Genomic DNA, 20,914 nt, shown 5'->3' with positions numbered 1-20,914 from the left:
GGCGCGTCGACGTCAGTGTGCCGCGGCACGCCCACTCCTCACCGTTGCAGCGGTATCGCCGCCGTGGTCGCTCAGCAACTTTTCCAGTCGCTCGCTGGCGGCATTCAACCTCGACTGGAACATCGACACCACCCGCTCACGTACCCGCGGCTTGTGCGACAACGGCGGCAACAGCTCGGCGAGAAGATTCAACCGTGCCGAACCGAGCCAGTCGGTCAGCTCGGCGTCGGCGAGCCACCGCTGAAAATTACGCAGATCGGAATGCGTAAGCCGTAGCCAGTCCAGGTCGGTGTCCGGATGTGGAATCGGCACGCAGAGTTCGTTTTTCACCGCATCGTCAGGGTAGGCAAGTTCGACGTGCGCGGTGAACGCCGCGCTGAACACCTGTTGACAGCCCCGCACCGCCTGCAGGGTGAGGCGCTCGCCGTCGAAAACCGGTGTGGCCGGCCGCTGCGGTGCTCCGTCGGCGGTGCAGTCGATGTAGAGGGCGGACGGCGACGAGGCGATCGATCCGCCGTCGAGCATGATGGCGGTGGGCTCGATGCGTCGAATATGGCCCATCCTGACCACGTCGTCGATGCGGCGCAACTGGTCGTATTCGGGTTGTGACACGGTCGCGCACCGATACATGGTGGGTCGCACCGCGGGGTTGAGCCGGAGCAAGGTTCCGGCTGCCTCGAGCCGGTCGAACAGGTCCTGGACCGATGTCGCGTTGCCGATGGCATCGAGCGTGGCGCCGTAGCTGTCCCGGAACTTCTTGATGAACGTCGGTCCCGGCTGCAGCGTTGCCCGGTCGATCAGCCAGGCGTCGCGCGGCATGATCCAGGTCAGCTTCTCGGGGGTGACGCCGTTGCGCAGTAACCACAAGCAGACGTCCATACCTGTCTTGCCGGCGCCGACGATCACGTATCGGTCGCGAGCCTTGAATTTCGGCAGCTCGTTGGGTGCAATACAGTCGACCCCGGGCGCCACCGAGTACGGCGCCGGCCGCATCGACGGCACGACGGCTTGCAGATAAGTGGCATCGACGATGCGCTGCCTGACCGTGACCCGGTATTCCGCGCCACCCAGCGTCCGGAATCGGCCGTCGCCGAGGTAGTCGCTCATGGGGAAGTACTCAACGCGCCCGCTGGGCAGGAATTGCTGTTGCATCACGGCGTCGAAGTAGGCGCAGATTTCGCCGACGGAGGCGAGTTCGTTCAGACCTTGGTTCCAGCCGACGGCGTCAATAGTGTTGTTGCCCAGGGCTCGTGAGTTGACGCCGTAATACGCCGACGGTTGGTGCAGCCGCACGAAAGGGTAGGCCGTGGTCCAATGCCCACCCGGTTGATGTGCCCGGTCGACGATGACCACGCGTGCCTCGGATTCGGCAAGGAGCGTATCGGTGAACGCGATTCCCATCGCCCCGGCGCCGACCACCAGGTAGTCGGTCTCGATGGTTGCCGTTGGCCCTTGCATAGGCTCTCCTTCGAGCACGGGATATAGACGTCGAGTCGCGAGCGGTAAGCGAATCCATCGTCACCGTGGCGAAGCGACTATTGCTGGGAGAGTGTAGGCCGCCGCCGGAATCGACGCCGATTGACCGCGGCCACGGGCGGGAATCCCTTTCCGTGCAGCGGCGCGTAACGCGATGCCGTCAGCTTCCCCGGTGTCGGCGGATCATGTGGCGGTCTATGAGTGTCTGTGCTGTACATGCGAGGAGGTCAGCCGAATGCACACCTACCGACGCTTCCTGGTCCGCCGGTAATGCCGGTGCCTCACGCTAAGCGGGAAGCTTCCGGCGTGCGACGCCTGCTCAGCGTTGTTTGGCAGCGGCGCGTCGCGTTCGCCGAAGGGCTGCGCACCCGGCTATGGCCGGTGCCGGCGGTTGGTGTGGTGACCGCGGTCGTCATGGGTGTGGCTCTCCCCGAATTCGATAGCATCGTCGACCCGCATATGCCGTCTGGGTTGTCGGCGTACCTGTTTGGCGGTGGGGCCGATGCCGCGCGCGAGCTGTTGAGCGCTATCGCGACCTCGCTCGTGACAGTGACATCACTGACGTTCTCGTTAACCCTGGTGACCTTGCAGCTGGCCAGCAGTCAGTACACTCCCAGGCTCTTGCGGACATTCGCCGCAGATCGCGTTGTTCAACGCACTCTCGCGTTGTTCTTGGCGACGTTCGCCTACTCCCTGACGGTCTTGCGCACCGTCCGCAACTCCACTAGCCAGCGGACTGAATTCGTCCCTCAGATCGCGGTCACGGTGTCCTACCTGCTGGCCATGGCGAGCGTGCTGGCGCTCGTAGTCTTTTTGGGTCACCTCGTGCGTCAGATCCGGATCGAGACGATCCTTGGACACGTCAGTACCGAGGCCAGGGCGACTGCCCATCGCGTCCTAGACCCACTGGATGAGCGCCGGAATGACGACCCGCCATCGCTACCCCGGGAGCACGCGGTCATCGTCGCGCGATCCTCGGGTTTCCTGGTGGAAGTCGACGAAGAGGCCATATTCAAGGCGGCAATGGATGCCAGCGCGGTGGTGTGGATCGACCGTCAGGTCGGGTCCTTTTTGGTCGAGGGTGTGCCAATGGCGTTCTGTTGGTCCGCGAAGCCCGGAAGCCCGCTCGACGAGGAACGAGTCACGTTGCTGCGTAAACGTGTCTGTGATGCCGTGCGCACCGGCCTGGAGCGCACGACCACCCAGGATGTCGGTTACGGACTGCGGCAACTCACCGATGTGGTGATTCGCGCGTTATCCCCCGGCATCAACGACCCGACCACGGCCGTGCACGGGTTGAGCTCGGGCACGGCGGTGTTGTGCCACCTCGTTGGTTATTCGTTGGGACGCAAGGTTTTTCGAGACGATAGTGGTTCGCCTCGGGTGGTGGTGTCGCGACCAGACCTCGCCGACATGCTCGACGTAGTGTGCACGCAGGTACAGCAATACGGCGCCAAAGACTTTGTGGTGCTGGCCAGACTGTTGTCAATGCTTCGCGAGGTTGCCTGGACCACGTCCGTGCCCGAACATCGACGGGCCATCGCGGACCACCTGGTCCGTTTGCGGCAGGCAGCGGGCGAGCAGGATTTCGACGCTGTTCGACGTAGTCAGATCGATCACCTCGCCCGCGCAGTAGGGGAAGCCTTGGATCGGCGGTGGGCTCCGACGATCCGTTGATGCCGACATCAGTTGACGCGGACTTGCCGTCAAGTCGCCGACGGCTTCGCGCAGCCGACACCTTCGAGCTGCGTACCCCGGTTATCGCTACGGACAGACATCCGGATCATCGCCTAAGGCGTGAAATGCGCTGTGGCGCAGGGCCGTCGGGATGTCATGGCGGACCGCGTCGGGAGGCTGCCGGTGGTGCGTGATATTGCCGTCCACCGTCGCACCGGTGTCGGCCCGCGCTGACCACGCGGCTGCTTTGGGATGGCGTGGTCAACGGCTACCCGCGACGCCTGGAGTTGAAGACCTCACGGCATCGCCAGCTGCTGAGCGGTGACGCGGCCCGCGAAGTGGTTGATGCCTTCCGGCGGCATCATGCGCCACACTGGACGTGGTCGGTTCCAGGGTCCGTTTCGGGGGAGTGGAACCATTGCCTGAGGTCAGCGGAAGGAACGAGCCGTGACACGTGGGCCCAGCTGGGCGAGCCGCACCATGCCCGCAATGCTCCGCATCACCGGTAGGACGCGCCAGTACACCAGCGCCGCAGATGCCCGCAAGCACATCGCGGCCCGCGCGTTGCGTCCGTCGCCGTACGGACCGCCAATGCGGTTGCGCCCCGACGTGAGCGTGGAGGTCGGCCGTCGATCCGGCTGGCCGATCTATGCCGTGGCACCCAAGAACGGCGCGCATACGCACACCGTGGTCTACCTCCATGGCGGTGCCTGGGTCAACGAAATCAACTCACAGCACTGGCGATTGGTGACTCACGTCGCCGCCGGGGCACGCGTGAAGGTCGTCGTCCCGATCTATCCGTTGCTCCCTTTTGGCACCGCAGCCGATGTGGTGCCCGAAGTCGCTCAACTGGTGGTCGAGAACATGTCGACCGGCCACCGCGTGTGCCTGGCCGGCGATTCCGCGGGCGGTCAAATCGCGTTGTCGACGGCCCTGCTACTGCGCGACGACCATGACGTGGTTCTGCCGCGCACCGTGTTGATCTCGCCGGCCTTGGACGTGTCGTTGAGCAACCCGATGATCAATTCGGTCGAGCTGACCGATCCGTGGCTGGCGCGCGAAGCACTATCGGTGTTCGGGGACTGTTGGCGTGGTCACCTGAACCCGGATGATCTGCGCGTCAGTCCGCTTGCGGCTGACCTGACCGGTCTTGGCCCGCTGACTGTTTTCAGTGGGACCCGCGACATTCTCAACCCTGACGCGCGGGCGCTGGTCCAGAAGGCCACCGCGACCGGTGTCGATATCGACTACCATGAGCGATTCGGTTTGCTGCATGTCTACCCGCTGATGCCGATTCCGGAAGGCCGTGCCGCACGGGCAGTTATCGTGGAGCGCCTGCGCGGATAGCGATCGCCCAGTGCGGCCAGCAACGTTGCCTGGCTCAGCGACTCAGGACCATATTGAGGAGTTGGGTGAGCCAGGCGCGAGCGGCGGCCTGATCGCTGTCGAGCAGCAGCTGGATGCTGACGCCGTCGTATACCGCGACGATTGCCCGGGCAGTGTCGGCGACCGTGTTGAGGGACTGGTTGAATTCGATGCCGCTGGCAATCAACCGCTCTTCGATCACGTTGCGCAATTGCGCGCGGTGGACTTCCCAGCGGTGGGCAAGGTCGGGGTGACGAGCGGCGTGGAGCAGGAAGTCAATCTTGATCAGCAGCCAGTCGCGTTCAAAAAGCAGGGTGCCCACGATGCGTTCGACAACGTTGGGCAGGTCGGTGACAGGTTCGCTGCCTTCCATGGCGGCGCGGACCTGTTCGGCGGTGCGGGCCGCCCATTGGTCGTAGAGCAGAAAGAAAAGTTCCTCGAGGGTGTCGAACTGGGAATAGAACGCGCCCCGGGTGTAGCCGGCGGCTTCGCAGACGTCCTCGATGGTCACGTGCCCGTATCCCTTGTCGGCGAACACCCGGAATGCCGCCTCGATGAGACGGCCGCGGGTCTCGGCGCGGCGCTTGGTGACCCGTACCGGCTTGTCGCTGGTCGTCGTTGACGGCATGTGCCCTCGCCTCCGATGTGCTGATGTAACCGATACATTGCCACATCGGATACGTGACGGGCCACTTCGCCGCGGTGGACGTCGATGTTCGCTCTGAAATGCGCTCTGAAATGCGAAGCGGCATGGCATGCCGCGCGCACGGCGACGCTGCTAACGCCCCGTCGGTGTCTACAGGTCCGGTTGGACAGTCACCAACGGACCCGGTCTAAGCGCTGATGTGGAGGGGGCCGATGCCGATGAGGTGGTCGCCGGTGAGGCCGATGCCGATGTTGTGGTTGCCGGTGTTGAACAGGCCTTGGTTGTAGGTGCCGTGGTTGGCGATGCCGAGGGTTTGCAGCAGGCTCAGGGGTAGGCCGCTGTTGGCGGTGCCGGTGTTGGCGATGCCGAGGTTGAGCATGCCGTGGTTCCAGGCGCCGACGTTGTGGGTGCCGTAGTTGCCGACGCCGAGGTTGTCGGTGCCGTTGTTGGACAGTCCGACGCCGCCGAAGGTGGTGATGGGGTCGGTGGGGGTGAAGTGGGGGCTGAGGTTGGCGATGCCGACGTTGAGGGTGCCGTCGTTGAAGAAGCCGATGTTGCCTTGGCCGGTGTTGCCGTAGCCGAAGTTGGGCAGGCTCTGTAGCGCCTGTGCGGGCGAGACCAACTGCGCAACAGCCGCCGCCGCTCCCGCGTGATAAGCGACCATCGCGGTCACGTCCTGAGCCCACATCTCCTCGTAGATGCTCTCCGCGGCCGCGATTGCCGGCGCGTTCTGACCGAACAGATTCGACAGCACCAAGGACACAAAGTCAGAACGATTGGCCGCTACTGCCGCCGGGTGCACGGTGGCCGCAAGCGCCGACTCAAATGCGCCTGCGACCGCTCGGGCCTGCGCACAGGCCCCAACGGACTGGGACGACGCTGTTCTCAACCAGCCCTCGTAGGGCGCAGCGGCGACCAGCATCGCCGAAGACGCCGGACCCTGCCACGCCTCGGCGGCCAGGCCTGAGGTGATCGAGGAAAACGACTCCGCCGCCGAATCGAGCTCTGATGCCAACGCATTCCAAGCTGCTGCGGCCTCCAACATGGGCGCCGAGCCGGCGCCCGAGAACATCCGCGCCGAGTTGATCTCTGGTGGCAACACCAAGAAGTTCATAAACCAGCTACCTCCCTAGCCCGATTTCGGCCCGTCGTTCGAGGCCCTCGTAAGCAAGATACATTGACATATCTGATCTAGAAGCATATTCGATGCAGACATAAATATGATGTGCAGACATATGCGATGTGCTAGTTGTAGTCAACCTTTCTATGTGGCCGCGTCCCGGAGCTAAGGACGCAGGGCCGACGTCGAGTCCCGATTCACTCCGATTCGGTCCAGAGATCGACGCCGACGCGGTCTGGGCCCCGGGCTGCCGATCAATGCTGAACATGTGCTGGTCGACACCAGCGCGGCATGCCGTCGCAGCGATGAGTCTGCCGACGCTCGCAGGTCTACCTACGGACCGAGCAAATCACCTCATCGGGAGTAGGGCATGGGACTCATCCACATCGAGCTGTTCGCGACCCTCGACCTCGTCGGTCAGGCGCCCGGGGGGCCCGACGAAGACCCCGTGAGGTTCCCGTTCGGCGGCTGGCAGGCGCCTCTGCTGGACGAGGTCGCCGGCGCGCAGGTCGGTGCCGCGTACGAAGGCACGGACGCACTCCTACTTGGCCGGCGGACATACGAGATCTTCGCCGCTTACTGGCCGCACGTCGAGGATGGCGAGGACAGCGAGATCGCCATGCTATTCAACAGCGTTCCCAAGTACGTGGCCTCCCGCGGCAGGCCCGACCTCTCGTGGACCGGGTCCACACAGCTCGGCCGGGATCTGGTAGGCGCGGTACGTGACATCCGTGAACGGCACGAGCACGTGAAGGTTGTCGGGAGCCTGAACTTGGTGCAGACCCTCCTGCGCGAGAAGCTTTTTGACCGTCTCGACCTGTGGGTGCACCCGATCGTGCTCGGCGTTGGGAAGAAGGTGTTCGACGGCGGTGCGGTGCCCACCAACGTCACCCTTCTCGAACCGCCGGTAGCCAGTCCGAACGGTATTTTGTTCCTGCGTTACGGGCTAGCCGATGGCGTCCCAGAGACCGGGGACATGAGCGCACCCGATCGTGGTGCCGGCCGCGGCGACTGAAACTGCCCGCGAACTGTCGCCGGTGAATCCGCCAGGTCGGCATACCTTGCCTCGCCACAGGCTGTCGCCGCTGCATCTACCGCGGTTTCGCGTGATCTCGGTGTCGTGACATGCCTTACGATGGCGGCTGCCAACAGGGTAACGCGGATACAAGTGACGGGTGAGACGGGTAGGGCAGACGGGGTAGGACAATTCGTCACAGTGACGTATTGCCGATAGCGCGGGCACGACGGTGAGCGGTCCATCGCAGGGCGATGCGGCAGGCCCGATCGGCTGCCTATGGTGCGTAACCAAGCTTCCATCCGTATGAACAACTACAACCAGTAGCAGCCCGTTAAGGAATCGGTACAAGAATCACGCCGTGACGTGCGTCGAAAGGCCAATCGTCAAGAGGTGCACGCACTTTCACTTCATGCAACTCTCAAGGCGTATGCCGATAAGCGACATTATGTCAAGTAATCGCCGCCGTGTTCATCTGATGAATCGAATCACGGGGCAACCCCCTACCCCTGGCGAATTAGTCCTACGCGGTTCCCGCCGCAACCCAACGGACCAGCTCGACGGGCTGATGCGGCTGTCCTGCGAGGCACAATGAGGTTTCTTGAGGATCGTTGTTCCGAGCGGGTCGCTACCCCGCCGCGGGCGGTCTACGCCGTGGCCCGCGCCGTATGCACAATCGGGCGGTCGTCATTGGCATCACCACAAGAGCCTGCGCGCCTTGATCTGCTCAACGGCAGCGACTACTCGATGATCCAGGCCACCTACGACCTGGCCCGCATGACGGGGGATATCAGGCTCCACCGATCGGGGGACTATGACCTTAACCGTTCAGAGGATGGATGCGGTCCGATGCAATAGTTATCATCAAAACGATTTTTAGTCGCGGATTGATTCGAGTTGACGTCGATCGCGGCGTCGCGGCTGATCGATCACATGTGGTGGGCGCGAGGCACGGCAGGTATATCGACGCTTATGGGTGCGATTGATGTTTGTGGCCTTTTATTGCAGAAACAATGAACGTAACGGCCAAGGTAACCTCGCCGCAACTGGAGTTTTGGAGCACTGCGAATGCGAGAAAACATGTTGGTGTCCTCGCGTTTTCGTCCGCGACGTAAATGTTCGTTCGGAGATCTCTATAAAATATTCAAATAGTTATCGATGAGAGAGAGAAAACTTGCCATGTCTCAACCGCCGCCTTGCATTGCCGAATCGAGACGCGACCTCGGCGCTGCCGAGTCCGAGTTGGCGACAGCTTCGGCGCCGCGCGCATGTCTATTGCGCTGGCGCGTTGCCGGCGCGGTGCTGGGTGCCGTAGCGCTAACCAGTGGAATAGCCGCATCCATTGACGCCACCGACAAGAACATTGAGCTGAGTAGTGCCCAGCGTGCAATCACTCTGACCGCTCACGACGGGTTCAAACTCGGAACCGGCGATGGCGACGACCAGTCTAATGACATCAATAACTATCCTGATTATTCCGCTTTGAGCGATCAAGCGGCTAACTCCCATGCCTATCCGGCTGATCCAAGCGTACTGCTGCCGGCCCTCGATCGTTATATTGACCCCACTGATCCCTATGGCGCGTCTCAGAGATTCGATTATGCTACTGACAATATCTACTTTACGATTTATCCGTACGAGGAAGGCATCCCGGAGCAATATTATTATTGGCATTTATCTAACGATGCGCAATTCGAGCGGAACGAGAATGAAGTTAAAGCGTACCAAAACAACGCCTTATTGTTGGATAATGACAACAATCCGCCGATAGAGGCGTCGCAACCGAGCAACATCGATAACTATGGTGATGCGCGTATTCCGGCAAGGATTTTCGAGAATCCCCATATAGATTATGACGAAATTATTCACACAGATGAATCGAGTGGCGACGATTAGTTAGCGATGAAAGACCGGATTCCGCAATCAACCATGCGCGTAGCCATGCAGGCGCTGCGGCCAAAATCGGTACCCTTAGGACGGGACGCCGCCAGCGCCGCGATGCCCAAGGCGCCATTGAGGTAGCAATTTCCGGGCCGGGACTTGGTTGACTCCCCCGCCTGCGGACTCGTTCTTTTGGTGTGGCCGCCCAGGACGCCAGATGCCCGCCCGTGGAAACACGGTCATTTCGGCGCCGGTCTCGGCCACGAACACCTCTCTGATGGTCGTCGACACGCATCAACCGAGATATAGTGCCTCAACAGTGGCAACGCTCTATGCGGTGGCTGGCGCGACGCTGCCGGCCATCCAACGCGCGGACCAGGTTCGCTGCGTGCCATCGCCCGCGCCTTATTCGAGCCACGGCGCCGCTCGGCGTCGAGAGCCTCGGTGCCGAGGCCACCACGTACACAGATCCGCAGCCCATCGCGGTGGGAGAGCGCTCGGTGATCACGTCACTGATCCAGTCCGCGGCGGCGCCGGACAATTGGTGATCGTCGCACATCGCTCGGTGCTTAGCCACTACGGCGATCCGTTCTTCCCCGGCGTGCCCAGCGAGCCGGCGCTGCCGCCTTTGCCGCCGCTTCCATCGTTGACGCTGTTACCGCCGTTGTCGCCGTTGCCGTAAACGGATGGGGCGGACATGCCGTCGTCAACTACCTTGGCGCTGCCGCCGTTACCGCGTTAGCTGCCCCGACGCCGCTACCCGCGTCACCGCCGTTGCCACCCGAGCCGATGTACGCTGCCCCCCCGGTACCGGGGTGATGGCGGTGCCGGCGCCGACTGCGGGAAATACGGGCGCCGCATCAGCGCTAAGCGCCGCAGCGGCAACTCGCGAACGCAAGGAATAAGCGCGCGACGCTGGGGCTGTCGTCGACTCGCACTGCGCAGCGCCGGGGGTCGCGTCTCGAGTTGGCAATACCGGGCGGAGGTGAAGACTTGGCACGCCTTCTCTGTTATCGATAACTATACTAATACTAGTAGAGAAAAGCCGAGTGAAACATTTGCATGCGACCGCTTGCATCGCGGACGAAAACGCCAGGACGCCAACACTTTTCTCGCATTTCCTAGTGCTGCAATACTGCAGCCACGGCGAGGTTATCCGGGCCGTTGCATCCACTGCCTCCCTCATCAATAGATTCACAAACACAACCATGCGCATAAGTTTCGATACATTTGTCACTGGCGGCGGCATTGTCGACTTGCAAATGGACATATTATGCCGATCTTGTTGCTACACTAATCAGTAGCCCGTCTATCATTAATCTCTTACATTACTAATCGCCAATTCCACCGACCGAAAGCGGCTGCCTTACTTGTTATTGTCATTGTTATTGCTGCTGTGTAGAATCATTATTTGCTAAGTTGCAACGATTGATTCTAAATGCAAGTATGAACATTTCTTCGTTCGCGGCACGTTCTTTGTTCGGACTTGACAAACAGTTCAGCCGTCGGAACAGCTCTCCTGGGAATCCTCGTAGTCATCTTCATGTGAACCCCGTAGCTGTCCTCGTAGAAATCGTCTCCTAGTTGCCGCAGCCATCACATCGGCGTCGGACATAGGTGTCCACCGATCGGGGGGCAACATCCCGACCCGATCGGGGGATGGTTGTGGCTGGCGGCAATAGTTATGCTCGTCGCGATTTTAACTACAGCGCGGGCGACCGCACCCTAGCTCGAGCTCTGAATCATTGCGCAACGCGAGGAAAGGTGCTGGCGCCCTAATCGTTTTCGGTCACGGTGCAGATTTTTTCGACGCTTCTTACTAGTAGTCGATAGGAAGGAACTCTTGTCATGTTTAAGCCGCCGTGGGTGTCCTGCTCGAAAATTGGTCGCAGCGCTGCTGCGTTCGAAGCGAGGACCGCTCCGGCGTCGTGCACCAATTTCCAGCGACAGTGCGTTGCCGCCCACGGCACTTGGTGCAGTGGCACTCACCAATGGGGTCGTTGGAACCCTTGATCGATAACTCTGACGAAGCTAGCTTCTTCGGTTGCAGTAGCGATGACAGCTTTTTGATTAACCATAACGATTTCGAGGGTTCGATCTTTAAAAAGCTGTCGTTGAAGAATGGCGTCAGCAACAGCATTGTAACGGTTGAGTTTGCATACGAAAACGCAAAACTAGACGAGGAGCTATGTTATTCAAGTTTGCGATATTACCACCGGAAATCAATTCGGCTCGGATCTATGCCGGTCCGGGATCGGGTTCGCTGCGGGCGGCCGCGGCCAGTTGGCAAGTGCTGGCCGCCGATCTGCAGTCGGCGGCCGCGACCTACCGAGCGGTGGTGGAGGACCTGACCAGCATGCAGTGGGCCGGGCCCTCGGCGATGGCGATGACCGCCGCCGCCATTCCCTATGTGGATTGGCTCACCGTCACCGCCGAGCAAGCTGGACACACCGCGGCCCAGGCAACCGCCGCCGCCACGGCCTTTGAGCAAGCCTTCGCGATGACGGTGCCCCCGCCGGTGATCGCCGCCAACCGCGCCCAGCTGCTTGCGCTGATCGCGACCAACTTCTTCGGTCAAAACACCGCCGCGATCGCCACCACCGAAGCCCAATACCTGGAGATGTGGGCCCAAGACGCCACCGCAATGGAGGACTACACCGTCGCCTCGGCGGCAGCGTGGAAGCTGACCCCGTTTGCCTCCCCGCAACCCGACACCAACCCCGGCGGGCGCAGCGCTCAACACGCCGCGGTCGCCCACGCCATTACCAAAGCCCCCAACCCGAACAACAAGGGCAACTGGATCGGAAAGCTGCTCGAAGACATCGGAAAGGCATTGACCGCGGTCGGCTTGCCCGAAATCGGGTTGCCGCTCTACGAATTGGGCGTCTTCGTCAACACCTTGAAACTGCCCAAGATCCTCAAAGACGACTTCACCGCCCTGGATGCCTTGTTCGCCTGGTATTCAACGATGGGTTCGGTGACCGGCGTCAGCGGCATGGCTAACGGAATCATCAACACCGAAAAGAGCCTCGGGTTGATCTCCGGTGTGACACAGCCGGTGGCAGAAACCGTACCCAAGGTCGCGCCGGCGCTGCTGGCCCCGCTGAACTCGATCGCCAAATCGCTATCCGGGGCAACCATGCGTGCCGGTGGCGTCCTTGGCGGTCAAGTTTCGGCCGCCGCGCGCGGCGCGGGTTCGATCGGCCAACTATCAGTACCGCCCTCCTGGGCCACTCCCCAGGCCACCGTCGCCGCCAACACATTCCAGGCCGCCACTCCCCTGACCACCCTGCCGACCAGCGATGCCGCACCCGCGGCGATGCCCGGCCTACCCGGAATGTCCTCAGCCGCAACCGGACGCGGCGGCGTCGTACCTCGATACGGACTTAAAATGACCGTAATGTCGCGTCCACTTTCCGGAGGCTAACCACACGGTAGACCGATTGCACACAGTTTTCACAGCCCTCTGATATCTGCGCCGCGACCGCGCAATTCGGTAACTGAGCATACAACGCATACCCCACATTTCTGCGGATAGAGTGTGTCACTAGTCTAGAACGCACCAGCTGCATCTTCGAGGAGTCTGAAAAATGGTTCTGTCGAGGGACATGCAATTCAGCGCTCCGAGAAGGCGTGTTCAACCATGGTTCAAATATTACTTAGCATGCACCATTGGTAAATGTCAGATACAAGTGAAATAGCCTATAAAGCCCAGCGCTCATGCGAGCACTGGGCTTTTGGGTTGAACTTTTCTAGCTTCCGGGCGATGCAGAAGGTGCTACTGAAGACGGTGCGTGGTGGGGGGCCCAGTGACCGCCATTCGGAATTTCCATCACCATCGCGGGGTATTCGTGGTGACGCTGAGAACCGTGGCTGGCGTGGTTACTGTAGACAGCCATTCCGAAACCCGCGAAGAATATTCCGGCGATGATTAATAGGGTGCCAGCGACAACGGCCACCCACGCCGCAGCTTTGAAAATCTTGGGTGTTTCCGATGTCGACCTCACCGCTGTTGACGCAGAGGCTACAGAGCTAGAAGGTTCCATTACTGACGCTTCGGATTTTTCTATCATGAACCGTATTCTAATCGCATAACTGTAAAATGAACTACCCATTAGCCATGTAACAGCTGTGAACCAATCCAGTCAAGCTACCGATGGCTTGCGCGTTTGTGGTCAGTCGAATACGTGGACCTATTTCGCCACGGAAACCTCGGCGATTTGAGAACAAAGGGTTACGGACACTTCTACGACTTCACCACCGCAAGGCCCGGCTAGTGCCTTGTGATTCTGTTTTATTTACTGGGCGTTGCTGTCGACGAGTCGGCGGATGTTGGTTTGGGTGAGTGCGACCTTGGCGAGGATCTCGTCGGCGGCGGCGGTCCAGGTGAAAGATTGGGCGTCGGTGTTCCAGTGCTCGATGTAGTTACGGATGTGTTTGATGAGCACTTTGACCGAGGTGAAGGTGCATCGGCGGATGGCTTGACGGGTGATGATGCCGAACCAGGTTTCGATCTGATTCATCCACGAGGATCCGACCGGCGTGAAGTGGAATGTGTGACGTGCGGGACGTGCGGGTTGTCGGTGAGCCACTGCGCCGCCTCGGGGTGGTGTGGGTGGACAGGTTGTCGAGGACGACGTGGATTTGCTTGTCGGCGTGAGGTTTTACCGCGGCTTTAAGAAAGCGAGGAACTGCGCGCCGTCGCGGGTCGGGTGGCACTCGCCGTAGACCGCGCCGGAACGGACGTAGAGTGCGGCGAACAGGTTGGTGGTGCCGTGCCGGACGTAGTCATGGGTGCGTTTCTCAGTGACGCTGAAATCGATGGGTCACAGCGGCTGGGTCCGGTCCGGCGCTTGAACCTGGGTCTTCTCGTCGACAGAGAGCACCACGGTTGCAGCGGGTTGAGTCGGCCTGGCGCAGTGCCGGAGTTGCTGCCGGTCTGTTTCCCCAGGCCGCTCGCCGAACCCGGCGCGCGTGTCTCCACGCACCGGGCTCTCCACGGTCGCTGTCGTCAGGCGGTGATGGCGCCGGTCCAGGGGTTGGGAATGGTGTTGCCACGGTAGCGATATCGGGTAACCGGTACCGATGCCGGATTGAACAGGGCGATCCCGTCCGCCGTGATTGGTTTCCACCGCCCGTGTGGGTGCCGTAGAGGTGAATCTCGGCGATCGCGTCCTGAGCTCTCCGCCTGGGCGTAACCCATAGGAGGTCGGCTCGAAATCAGCCTCGAAATCGGTTCCAGCACCAGCTGAGCGCATCCTGAACCACCCGATCCGCAATGGTTGGGATGATGCCCAGCTTTCGCAGCCTTCCCGACCCACCGGGTTTGGGAATCTTGCGTTCCCGCACCGGCAGCGGTCGAAACGAACCATCCTTCAGACTGGTTCGTAGATCGTCCAGAAACCCGGGCACCCCGACGACTTCCTCGACATGGTCGGCCGTGAGGCCATCCACACCAGGGGTGTTTGCGCCGTGGTTGCCCGCGACCCGATCGAACGCCACCAATAGCGTCGCCGGGTCACACACGAAATTGAACAGGTCATCGAACCTGCGGCCGGGATCACCCCGCAGCCCAACAATGAAGCTTGGCCTGCATCTCCGATACCCGACGAAATGGCTCCAGAATGGGTTCCCTCGGTGCACCGGCATCCATCGGTGCGTCTTTCGGCATTACAGCATCCTTCCCTTCTCGTAACCGCTGCCGCTCTTCCCCAGGTGCACGGGCTCTCCCCGGCTCGGAGTAGTACGGCGGCTCCGTCCCGCCCCCACCCGATCGGCCAACGATGTGCTCAGCCCGGCACCCTGTGATGGCTTCGCGGCAACCCGGCAGGACAGGGGCGGTTCCCGCGTTCACTGTGATTCGCTCGACGAAGGAGGAGCCCAGCTCTGTCCCTGCGGCCTCGCCACGACTACCCCGCAGCACATCATCGTGGCCTTCCGGACCGCCACCCACATGACTGCCCGGAAGTTCCCCATCCCGATTTCACCGACACGGGTGCGCACCGCACCCGGCCCATATCCGCCAGGTTTGAGCCAGTTTACCTTTCGAGGGACGTAGTAACGCCGGTTCCTCGCGTACTCCTCTTCATCCCTCTTGCCGGACCCGCCCCATCTGGCGATGCTGACACCTCCCGGCGTTGTCAGGGCTGCCCCCACCGTCCCCGGCAACTCCCGGGTCGGGCTGCCCTCAGCTTCACCTTCCTTGCTGCGACAGGTCCGGCGGCGAAGGTCTCTCACCTCCGCTCAAATCATCAGTGCCTCGCGGCGCACGAGTGTCCAGATACAGCCCGACGATGTCGGCGACCTTCTCGACGAACCGGGGATCGCGGCAAAGTTTGAACGTGCCCTGCCGGTGCGGTTTCAACCCCGCCTCGCGCCACAACGTAGCCACGTAGCGATGCGACACCGTCACCTTCTCGGTGCGCGCGATGAACTTCACCATCTCCCGAGAAGACCAGTGCGACAACCCATCCGGCGGCGCGCCCCGGGTAGCGGCCGGAACCCTCGCGCGGCTACGCCCAGGCACCTGCTCGCGGCCGGCACCTCGCTTGCGCTCCAACAGGCCCGCAACCCCATCATCCGCGTACCGCGACAGCCACAGATTCACCCTCGGTCGCGACACCCCGGCCATCGCGGCGATCTCCTTTTTCGGACGATTCTCGTGTTACCACAACACAATTCGCGCCCGCGTACCCACAGTCGCAGGCACGTCCGCACAATAAATCAGCTCACGCAGCTCATCAACCTGCGCCACAGTCAGCTCCACTGCACCGGAATACCCTACGTAAACTAAACAGAATCACACGACACTAGTTGTCATCATTCGGGCTGTCATAGTTCGGATAATCAATACGATCGTCTCCATACCAATACGAATTCCCAGACGTCATCGGAGGAATATTCACATCTATTTCGTTGGCGTTTATTGGATAAATCATTGTCACCACATTGCCATACGCATCTTTGCCTTCGGTGCCTAACATCCAAGCCGCTTGCGGTGAATTCGGCGGATCGGTGGTAAACCCTGCAGGGACTTGAAATCTCATGTTATCCATTTCATAGGCATTGTTATTGTTATTGTTATTGTTATTGTTATTGTTATTGTTATCGTTGAAAGGATTCGTGTACGTTTCGCCGACGGTGCTGCCCACCATGTTATTGTCAATATTGGCGGGAGTGACTTCGCCGTTGTAAGTGCCGACAGGGAATTCCGGCTCACTTCTAATGGCAAAGACTTGCATCTCGTTGGGGATATTATTGCTATTGTCGTAGTCGGTGTAATTGTTATATCTGTCATCGGGAGATGGGGTATAAGGGCTATCAAAACCCTGGTCATCGCCATCGCCGGTGCCGAGCTTGAACCCGTCATGAGCGGTGAGGGTGATCGAGAGCTGGCCAGCGTGGACCTCGGAACTGTTGGCCGTGGTGTCAAGAGCCGCGGCGATGCCGCTGGTCAGTGACAACGCCCCCAGCGCTGCCGCGGCAGCGCGGTGGCGCTGTGATTTCGCGTTCCGCGATCTGGTGGGCTGCGTCGGGGCGCAAGTCTCCGGAGGCTCGGCAGCGCCACGGCTGCGTTTGGGGTTGGAATCACATGACGGCGTGGGCATAAGGAAGCTTCCTTTTCGTCGATAATTGGTAAAACACGGAAAGACTGGATAAACCGCGACATAACAACGTCAGAAAAACAAGACCTTGCCTTTCGCGTTGCACTTCTTAGCCGCGATGATTAGCAACTGACGGAACTTAAGTCGCCTCCCAGTCAACGCCGTAAGGCAGGGCATTGGCAGGACGTCGACAAGCGCGCTGTGGCGCTCGTCGCGGCGGCGAACGGAGCCACAAAGACGGGCCTCCCTGAGTGTCAATACACTTGCACCCGGCTGTGTCCCCAGATCCTGATTGATCGGGGGCGAAGTCACGACCAACTCGTTCTCCTATGTCAACCCAGCAAATAAAATCATGACGATCATAACGCGTGCGGCAAGGCGGGCCTATCCGTCGTCCGGGCGAAACGCTTGTCCTCCAATCGGCTGATATGCCGGGTCGTCCGGTTTCAGTGGTGGGCCGCGAGGAGTTGTTCGAAATGGAGCCAACAGACCTTCGACGCTTCGGGGTCCTTGTGGTCTGGTGCAGCTGGCGCCAGCAAGCCGCCGACTTCGCAAGCCTGATAACGTTGCGCGGCAATTGATCTCGGTTTGCTTGGCAGCCAATACCAGAGGCCCAGCAGATTCCAGGGAGTCAGGGGCCGCTCGACCATTGTCGCCGCCGCCGCCCGATCTAACGACATCAATTTGCGCCAGCGCCTATGACAATGCCCGAACGACACACCGGATTCGTGTGTCATCTTGTCTAAGAAGACCTTTCAGACTAGCGACGTTGCGCAACAGCTTCGATTGCACGGCGGAACTGAAGTAGCCGCATCTCCAGGGTGCTGCCATAGGTGGGCTGAGTGCTCGAACCCCGCAGATTGCCATGCGAGCCGGGTACGCGGCTGTAGCCACCCGGAAGCCTATTACCCGACTTTTATCAATCTGAACCATCCCGATGCTCCTATGGTTCACTTGTGCACTGGGCAGCGCGGTGGGATCGCGCGCGCCGTCGGTGAACGCGCGGGTAATCAGCCCCACAATCGCAGAGGGCAGAAACGACGGAGGCGGGGCCAGGAGTGGGTGGCCAGCGGCGAGCCCGGACCACCTGCCCAGCACCCCCGCGCTGGCCACAGACAGTCTGGCGGCTTCCGGCGTCGCAGTTGGGGGCAACGTGATCGGCCGAGATCAGGCGGGTGCTGCGCCCGACTGCTTCAGCCCGCTGGCCGTCCCCCCCGATGAATTCGTCGCCGCTTGCCGTCGATCGAAGCGGCACGGTTCTCCTGCTGCGCAGCAGTCCACCGTGAGGGTTCTGAGATGACCAGCTGCGGCCGTCCTCGACGATTCAAAGCGGCAAACTGGAGGATTCGCGCCCAGCTGGCTACAGTGTGCCCGCAATCGCTCCGCACTGAACATGACCGCTTCAGCCGACCAGACATGGATCCGAGGGACGTGGCGCCGACCAGAAATGCAGTGGGCCAAGTGACCGTTGGCCCATCTGGTCGCCTGGCACTTCGGCGATCGACCCCGCAACACCCGCGTTTCACGCGTCCCCTGGCCGCTTCGACGTGTGGCAGGCAGCGCGCCGAGCGCATCCGGTTGCCTGGACCGAATCGGCAGCCTTTGGTGGATGCTGGTCCGTTACCACTCATGGCTTTGCGCGCTAAGTTCTGCAAACCCGCTCGTATTCGGATCAACCGCAGGCATGAGGCTGGGCAGCAACGCCCGCTCGGTAGCGTTGGCATCCGGGAGGATGCTGGTCGTCACGGACGGCACCGCTCATCGACGGCTCCGCGCCGCACACTCGGCGTGGCTCTCGAGTTCGACGATCAACCGGATGAGCTCGGAGATCAAGCACGACATCGAACTACTGGTCACCGACCTGATGGGAACGGGCGGCTCATTCGATGGGCTAGCTTGGGTAGCGAGCGTCCTCATACGGAAGCTGGCTGGGTTTGATCTCGACCGTTAGGCCGAGGTGCTGACAAGACGAGGGATCTCCGTGTTGTTGGGAGATCCCTCGTGTCGGTCATAGCCTCAGGTTGTCGAGACCAAGGAGGCGGTGATGGCCGACTATGCAACCTTACTGCGGGATCATGTGACGCTCACGTGTCGATCGGTGGATCGGATCTTTCTGCAGGCCTATGTGCCGAAGCTGCAGTCGGTGGGCGGGGTATGCCAGTTCCTGTATTGGCAGAAGGGGTTCGGGATTCCCTCATCAGCGGCGTTCGGCAAGATCGGCGACGCCTACGTCGCCGAGGTGTACCGGTGGGCCAAGGCGAACGCGATCCCGGTGCGTCGCTTCGCTAAGGGCGAGAACAAGGAGCAGATCGCCGCGCCGCTGATCGAGGCCGCCCAACGCGACGGTGGTGATGGGAAGGTGGTGCTGGTCGGGATCGCGCAGGAGAAGACCCCGGTGTGGCGGTCATGGAAGGCCAAGGGCCAAGAACACCTCGCGCATCCGCACATGGAGTGGGGTCGGCAGATGGCCTTCGTCAATCATTTCTATTTTTATCTGTGGGATCCCGACTGGGGTGGGGCGTTTTGGAAGACCAACGCTTATGCGCCGTGGCCGGTATGGCTCTGGCTCAACGGGCACAGCTGGGCGCAGCGCCAATGCGAGCGGCTCGGGATCGGCTACACCGCCCTAGACAACGGCTTCCGCGCCTGTGATGATCCCGCGGCGCTGCAGAAAATCTGCGACCGGCTCGGATCCGGCGCGGTCAAGCGCTTCTTTTGGCGCTGGCAAAAGCGGCTGCCCTCCCCGTTCACCCGCGATGATTTGCGCGCCGGCTACGTCTACGAGTTGGCGTTTCGCCAGTTCGAGATCTCCGATACCCGGGTGTTCGACCGACCAGCAGCGGGCCGGTCGTTTTCGAACAGCTCATCCGCGACCACCTCGACGTGGGCGACCCGAGTCGGTGTCACTGATCTTTGACCGCCGGATCATCCAGACCGCCCCGGGCACCTGGCGCACCAAGGTCATCACCAAAGGGGTCGATCCGCAGATCAGTTGCTACTACAAGTCCAGCCGGATCAAGCAGTATTTCAAGGAGCAGCGGGCGTTGCGCACCGAGACGGTCATCTGCAACACCCGCGACTTCGGCATCGGCCGGCGGGTAACCGCCGAGCATTGGAAGGCCCTTCGGGCGGTTGGCGACAACGCCAACCAGCGTCTGTGTGACGCGCAAGCCGCCGATGCCCGGCCCGCTCCGGATGTGGCCACCTTCACCCAGGTGACCCGACCATCCCAGATCGATGGTCAACACGCTCCCGGACTGCCGTTCGGGGATCCACGGGTGATGGCGGTCATGGCCGCCGTCGTCGGATTCACCCACCTGCTCGCCGGGTTCGACAACCCGGCCCTTGTCCGCACTGTCACCGCGCTACTGGGCTGCTCCTACACCAGCAGGCAGGCCACTTACGATCTGCGGCGGCTCAAACGCAAGGAGCTCATCGTCAGGCTGCCCGGCCATCACCGCTACCAACTCACGCCGCTGGGCCGGCGCGTCGCGGTGTTGTTCACCAAGGTCTACGGACGTGTCCTCGCACCCGGCTTAGCCGAGTTAGACCCAAGGCTCCCAACAGATCTCGCTCGCCACAGCAATCTTGCCCAAGCCTGGCGGCAGCTTGACAAAACCCTGAATCAATTCACAAACGCAGCACTCACCGCAGCTTGAACCCCAACTTGGTCTGATCGTAAACTTCGCCCTCACCAAGCGAAGCTAGATCCGGCGCAGCCGGAATTTCGAGTCAAGTTTGACGCCATAACGCTGCACGTTTGGTGCTAGGCGGCGAGTAGTGTTGTGTGGCTGAGGGTTTCGAGAGCTGCGTTGTAGGCGCGAGAAGCTTGCTGTAGCGGAGGGGCCGTGGTGTGGTCGGAGAGGTGGGCCAGGCCGGTGAGTAGGAAGCGGTCATGCACGCAGGTCAAGAAGTGGGCGGTGTGCAGGCCACGGTCGGTGACGGTGTAGCGGTTGCTGTGCGGGATGCGGGTGATCATGCCCCGGGATTTGAGTCGGCGCAGGTCGTAGGTTGTTTGTCCGGCGGTGACCTCATCGGGTGGCAGTCCGCGTAATTCGGCGGTGAGGATGCGCAGATCGCGGTTGGTGAAGCCGTTGGTTTGGCAGCCGAACGTCAGCAATGCCTGCAGC

The 20,914-nt window shown here is 61.3% G+C and carries 13 protein-coding genes and 4 pseudogenes; 7 read left to right on the top strand and 10 right to left on the bottom strand.

Annotation, left to right across the window (positions count from 1 at the left end; all coding sequences use genetic code 11):
- Positions 1-12: 12 nt before the first annotated feature.
- Positions 13-1,458 (bottom strand): NAD(P)-binding protein, encoded by a 1,446-nt coding sequence (locus B4U45_RS01575; RefSeq protein WP_075547908.1) that lies wholly within the window; start codon positions 1,456-1,458, stop codon positions 13-15.
- Positions 1,459-1,746: 288 nt separating this feature from the next.
- On the opposite strand from B4U45_RS01575, the gene B4U45_RS01570 reads away from it, so the two are divergent.
- Positions 1,747-3,153 (top strand): DUF2254 domain-containing protein, encoded by a 1,407-nt coding sequence (locus B4U45_RS01570; protein ID WP_075547907.1) that lies wholly within the window; start codon positions 1,747-1,749, stop codon positions 3,151-3,153.
- 447 nt (positions 3,154-3,600) lie between these two features.
- Entirely contained in the window at positions 3,601-4,500 is a 900-nt protein-coding gene (locus tag B4U45_RS01565; protein WP_240316420.1) for an alpha/beta hydrolase fold domain-containing protein, read from the top strand.
- Between the two features lie 34 nt (positions 4,501-4,534).
- Here the strand turns inward: B4U45_RS01565 and B4U45_RS01560 are convergent, their stop codons facing one another.
- Positions 4,535-5,146: a TetR/AcrR family transcriptional regulator gene (locus tag B4U45_RS01560; RefSeq protein WP_075547905.1), complete on the bottom strand. Its 612-nt coding sequence runs from the start codon at positions 5,144-5,146 to the stop codon at positions 4,535-4,537.
- Between the two features lie 523 nt (positions 5,147-5,669).
- Positions 5,670-6,278 (bottom strand): annotated as a pseudogene (locus B4U45_RS30240) (PPE family protein); the annotation flags it as partial.
- 376 nt (positions 6,279-6,654) lie between these two features.
- On the opposite strand from B4U45_RS30240, the gene B4U45_RS01550 reads away from it, so the two are divergent.
- A complete protein-coding gene (locus B4U45_RS01550; RefSeq protein ID WP_075547903.1) occupies positions 6,655-7,299 on the top strand; it encodes a dihydrofolate reductase family protein in 645 nt (214 codons plus the stop codon).
- Between the two features lie 1,158 nt (positions 7,300-8,457).
- Entirely contained in the window at positions 8,458-9,195 is a 738-nt protein-coding gene (locus B4U45_RS01545) for a hypothetical protein (protein ID WP_131808320.1), read from the top strand.
- 561 nt (positions 9,196-9,756) lie between these two features.
- On the opposite strand, the gene B4U45_RS29765 is transcribed toward B4U45_RS01545, so the two are convergent.
- Positions 9,757-9,879: a hypothetical protein gene (locus B4U45_RS29765; RefSeq protein WP_259641782.1), complete on the bottom strand. Its 123-nt coding sequence runs from the start codon at positions 9,877-9,879 to the stop codon at positions 9,757-9,759.
- Positions 9,880-11,368: 1,489 nt separating this feature from the next.
- Here B4U45_RS29765 and B4U45_RS01535 point away from each other — a divergent pair.
- On the top strand, positions 11,369-12,607 hold the full coding sequence (locus B4U45_RS01535) for a PPE family protein (RefSeq protein WP_075547900.1): 1,239 nt from the start codon (positions 11,369-11,371) through the stop codon (positions 12,605-12,607).
- Between the two features lie 871 nt (positions 12,608-13,478).
- On the opposite strand, the gene B4U45_RS01530 is transcribed toward B4U45_RS01535, so the two are convergent.
- From B4U45_RS01530 to B4U45_RS01515, 5 genes and pseudogenes are all read right to left on the bottom strand, one after another.
- Positions 13,479-13,703, bottom strand: a complete 225-nt coding sequence (locus tag B4U45_RS01530; RefSeq protein ID WP_075547899.1) for an integrase core domain-containing protein — start codon at positions 13,701-13,703, stop codon at positions 13,479-13,481.
- A gap of 488 nt (positions 13,704-14,191) precedes the next feature.
- Positions 14,192-14,323: pseudogene (locus tag B4U45_RS30235) on the bottom strand (reverse transcriptase domain-containing protein); the annotation flags it as partial.
- A gap of 2 nt (positions 14,324-14,325) precedes the next feature.
- A pseudogene (locus B4U45_RS01525) lies at positions 14,326-14,637 on the bottom strand (reverse transcriptase domain-containing protein); the annotation flags it as partial.
- 736 nt (positions 14,638-15,373) lie between these two features.
- A complete protein-coding gene (locus B4U45_RS30230) occupies positions 15,374-15,820 on the bottom strand; it encodes a helix-turn-helix domain-containing protein (RefSeq protein ID WP_479682711.1) in 447 nt (148 codons plus the stop codon).
- Between the two features lie 169 nt (positions 15,821-15,989).
- Complete coding sequence (locus B4U45_RS01515) at positions 15,990-16,787, bottom strand: hypothetical protein (protein ID WP_131808319.1); 798 nt, start codon at positions 16,785-16,787, stop codon at positions 15,990-15,992.
- Positions 16,788-18,828: 2,041 nt separating this feature from the next.
- Here B4U45_RS01515 and B4U45_RS01510 point away from each other — a divergent pair.
- Together B4U45_RS01510 and B4U45_RS01505 are read left to right on the top strand one after the other, a co-directional pair.
- Entirely contained in the window at positions 18,829-19,701 is an 873-nt protein-coding gene (locus B4U45_RS01510; protein WP_131808318.1) for a hypothetical protein, read from the top strand.
- On the top strand, positions 19,685-20,443 hold the full coding sequence (locus tag B4U45_RS01505) for a hypothetical protein (RefSeq protein ID WP_075547893.1): 759 nt from the start codon (positions 19,685-19,687) through the stop codon (positions 20,441-20,443). Before B4U45_RS01510 ends, B4U45_RS01505 begins: the two co-directional genes overlap by 17 nt.
- Before the next feature lie 107 nt (positions 20,444-20,550).
- On the opposite strand, the pseudogene B4U45_RS01500 reads toward B4U45_RS01505, so the two are convergent.
- Positions 20,551-20,914: pseudogene (locus B4U45_RS01500) on the bottom strand (hypothetical protein); the annotation flags it as partial.

The sequence above is a fragment of the Mycobacterium persicum genome, from assembly GCF_002086915.1.
In the GTDB taxonomy this organism is placed as follows: domain Bacteria; phylum Actinomycetota; class Actinomycetes; order Mycobacteriales; family Mycobacteriaceae; genus Mycobacterium; species Mycobacterium persicum.
The sequence above is the reverse complement of the archived record's forward strand: the minus strand, read 5'-3'. Positions and strand labels throughout refer to the sequence as shown.